Source organism: Stenotrophomonas maltophilia group sp. Smal17 (assembly GCF_030237045.1).
GTDB lineage: Bacteria > Pseudomonadota > Gammaproteobacteria > Xanthomonadales > Xanthomonadaceae > Stenotrophomonas > Stenotrophomonas forensis.
Genome location: NZ_JASJSU010000157.1, coordinates 1 through 3,632 on the forward strand (window position 1 = coordinate 1; position 3,632 = coordinate 3,632).

The following is a 3,632-nucleotide window of genomic DNA, read 5'->3' on the forward strand; positions in this document are numbered from 1 at the left end:
GCCAACCCCGCGGCCTCGAGGGCTGCGGGACGGGGCCGGGCATCGCCCGGCGCCATGACCACGATCCATCCCCGATGGATCGTAGGCCCGCCACCCCCCCAGCCAGTGAGCCCGCATGAGCGATAGCCCGCACCTCCCCGAAGCCTGCGACCTGCTCATCGAAGCCGGTTATGTCGTTCCGATCGAGCCGCATGCGGTGGTGCTGGAAGACCATGCCGTCGCCGTGCGTGGCAGCGAGATCGTGGCCATCCTGCCGCGCGCCGAGGCCCGCGCGCGCTTCCGCGCCGCCCAGGTGGTCAGCCGCCCCGAGGCCGCGCTGATGCCGGGCCTGGTCAACGCGCACACCCACAACCCGATGACCCTGCTGCGCGGCGTCGCCGACGACCTGCCGCTGATGACCTGGCTGCAGCAGCACATCTGGCCGGTGGAAGCGGCGGTGATCGGCCCCGAGTTCGTCGCCGACGGCACCACGCTGGCCATCGCCGAGATGCTGCGTGGTGGTACCACCTGCGCCAATGAGAACTACTTCTTCGGTGACGTGCAGGCCGCGGTCTACAAGAAGCACGGTTTCCGCGCGCTGGTCGGCGCGGTGATCATCGATTTCCCCACCGCCTGGGCCAAGACCGACGACGAGTACTTCGCCAAGGCCGGTGAACTGCATGACCAGTGGCGCACCGATCCGCTGATCGGCACCGCGTTCGCGCCACATGCGCCGTACACCGTCAACGACGCCAACTTCGAGCGGGTGCGGATGCTGTCCGACCAGCTCGACATGCAGGTGCACCTGCACACCCACGAGACCGCGCAGGAGATCACCGATTCGATCAAGCTTCACGGCCAGCGCCCGCTGGCGCGGCTGGATCGGCTTGGCCTGGTCAACGACCGCCTGATCGCGGTGCACATGACCCAGCTGACCGATGCGGAAATCCACCTGTGTGCCGAGCGCGGCGTCAGCGTGGTGCACTGCCCGGAATCGAACCTGAAGCTGGCCTCCGGCTTCTGCCCGGCCTGCGCCCTGCAGCGCGCCGGCGTGAACCTGGCGATCGGCACCGATGGCTGCGCCAGCAACAACGACCTGGACATGTTCAGCGAGAACCGCACTGCGGCGATCCTGGCCAAGGCCGTGGCCGACGATGCCACCGCGCTGGATGCGGCCACCACGCTGCGTGCGTCCACGCTGGGCGGTGCGCGCGCGCTGGGCTTCGGTGACCGCATCGGCTCGATCGAAGTCGGCAAGCAGGCCGACCTGGTCTGCGTCGACCTGTCCGCACTGGAAACCCAGCCGCTGCACAACGTGCTGTCGCAGCTGGTCTACGCCACCGGCCGCCAGCAGGTCAGCGATGTCTGGATCGCCGGCAAGCCGAAGCTGGTGCAGCGCGAGCTGGTCGGCATGGACCTGCCGGGCATCATCGCCAACGCGCGCCAGTGGCGCGAGCGCATCCGTCATATCCGCGCCTGAACCTTGGCGCCGCAAGGACTCCCTCATGACTGCCCCCCACGCTTCCTCCAATTTCGATCAGGCCGAGCTGGACAAGTTCGCCGCGCTGGCCAACCGCTGGTGGGACGCTGACGGCCCGCAGAAGCCGCTGCATGCGCTGAACCCGGTGCGGCTGAAGTACGTGGCCGACCGCGTGCCGCTGCGCGGTGCGCGCGTGCTCGACATCGGTTGCGGTGGTGGCCTGCTGAGTGAGGCATTGGCGCAGGCCGGTGCCGACGTCACCGCCATCGACCTGGCCCCTGAACTGGTCAAGGTCGCGCGCCTGCATGCGCTGGAAAGCGGCGCCACGGTCGATTACCGCGTGCAGGCCGCCGAAGATCTGGCCGCCGAGCAGCCGGGCAGCTTCGACGTGGTCACCTGCATGGAAATGCTTGAGCACGTGCCCGACCCGGGTGCGATCATCGAGGCCTGCAAGCGCCTGCTGAAGCCGGGTGGCCATCTGTTCCTGTCGACCATCAACCGCACCGCGGCGGCTTTCGCAGTGGCCATCGTTGGCGCCGAGTACGTAGCACGGCTGCTGCCCAAGGGCACCCACCACTACCAGGAATTCATCAAGCCGGCCGAGCTGGCGCGCTGGCTGCGCGAGGCCGACATGCAGCTGGTGGATGTCAGCGGCATGGCCTACGAGCCGTGGCGCAACCACGCCCGCCTGAGCAGCCGTACCGACATCAACTACCTCGCCTACGCGGTCAAGCCGGCATGACCACGGCCGGCTTCCCGCGCGCGGTGCTGTTCGACCTGGATGGCACCCTGCTGGACAGTGCGCCGGACTTCGTCGCCACCTGCAATGCGATGCTGGCCGAGCGGGGCCGTGCGCCGATCGATCCGGCGCTGTTGCGCCCGGTGGTGTCGAAGGGCTCGAGGGCGATGGTGTCGGCGGCCTTCCCGGAACTGGATGCCGCCGCGCGCGATGCGCTGGTCCCGGAGTTCCTGCAGCGCTACGAAGCGCTGATCGGCCAGCATGCGGTGCTGTTCGATGGCGTGGCCGGCATGCTGGCGGCACTGGATGAGGCCGGTACGGTGTGGGGCATCGTCACCAACAAGCCGGAGTACCTGGCGCGCCTGATCCTGCCGCAGTACGGCTGGCAGCAGCGCTGCGCGGTGCTGGTCGGCGGTGACACGCTGGCCGAACGCAAGCCGCATCCGCTGCCCCTGCTGCACGCCGCACAGGCCATCGGCATTGCCGCCGAAGACTGCGTGTACGTGGGCGACGACGAGCGCGACATCCTCGCCGCGCGTGCCGCCGCCATGCCCTCGGTGGCGGCGCTGTGGGGCTACCGCCTGCACAGTGACGACCCGCTGGCCTGGCAGGCCGACGTGCTTGTCGAGAACGCCGGACTTCTGCAACTGGCCAGCCTCTGGCCGACCCGGCCGGCAGCCCCGGCCCAGCCGTAAGGAATGACGTAGTGAGCAGTACCGCGCTGGACAGTTTCCTCGACAAGTGGCGCAGCCGCTGGCCGGAATGGTCGGTGGCCGCGCCGTTCGTGGCCGAATCGCAACGCGAGATCGCGGTCGCGTGGTTCGCGCTGCTGCAGGAATTCGACGACATGCTCAACACCGGCGGCGATCCATTGCCGGCAGATGCCAAGCTGGCCTGGTGGGGCGAGGAGCTGCGCAGCTGGGCTGCGCATCGTTCGCGCCACCCGCTGGGTCGCCTGCTGGAGCCGGCGCGTGCACCGTGGGCGCAGCTGGCCGAAGCGCTGCCGGATCTGGTTGAAGCGCGCACGGTCGCGCTGGATGCGGCCGGCGCCGAACGCGCACTGGCCAACTATTCCGACGCGGTGGCGGCGGTGGAAGCGGCGTTGTTCAACGACAAGCCGCGTACCGGTGCCTGTCGTGCGGTGCAGCTGCAGACCCTGGCCCAGCGTCTGCAGGATGCCGGCGTGGCGGGCGTACCGCGCAGCCTGCTGGATGAGGACGCCGGCACGGCCGCGCAGCGTTGGGCGCAGTATCTGCTGAAGGGCTGGGGCACCCGTGTGCCGGGCCCGCGCCCCCGCCGCGTCTGGTCAAGCCTGGCGCGCGCGCGCGTGGCCGCACAGGCTGCGGGCAAGCCGATCGAGGCCACCCCGGTACGCACGCTGCTGCGTGTGTGGTGGGCCGCGCGCGGTTGATCGATCGCCACTGGTAGTGGGGG

At 69.6% G+C, this 3,632-nt stretch carries 4 protein-coding genes; all 4 read left to right on the forward strand.

Translation table 11 applies throughout. The features are described 5' to 3' along the window. Positions 1-115 precede the first annotated feature (115 nt). The 4 genes from QRO93_RS21180 to QRO93_RS21195 are packed head-to-tail and all read left to right on the forward strand — an operon-like array spanning position 116 to position 3,609. On the forward strand, positions 116-1,459 hold the full coding sequence (locus QRO93_RS21180) for a TRZ/ATZ family hydrolase (protein ID WP_006457248.1): 1,344 nt from the start codon (positions 116-118) through the stop codon (positions 1,457-1,459). A 25-nt stretch (positions 1,460-1,484) separates the two neighbouring features. Then, complete coding sequence (ubiG, locus tag QRO93_RS21185; RefSeq protein WP_049458268.1) at positions 1,485-2,201, forward strand: bifunctional 2-polyprenyl-6-hydroxyphenol methylase/3-demethylubiquinol 3-O-methyltransferase UbiG; 717 nt, start codon at positions 1,485-1,487, stop codon at positions 2,199-2,201. After that, positions 2,198-2,893, forward strand: a complete 696-nt coding sequence (locus QRO93_RS21190) for a phosphoglycolate phosphatase (RefSeq protein ID WP_180880719.1) — start codon at positions 2,198-2,200, stop codon at positions 2,891-2,893. Before ubiG ends, QRO93_RS21190 begins: the two co-directional genes overlap by 4 nt. An 11-nt stretch (positions 2,894-2,904) precedes the next feature. After that, entirely contained in the window at positions 2,905-3,609 is a 705-nt protein-coding gene (locus QRO93_RS21195; RefSeq protein WP_180880717.1) for a squalene/phytoene synthase family protein, read from the forward strand. Positions 3,610-3,632: the final 23 nt, after the last annotated feature.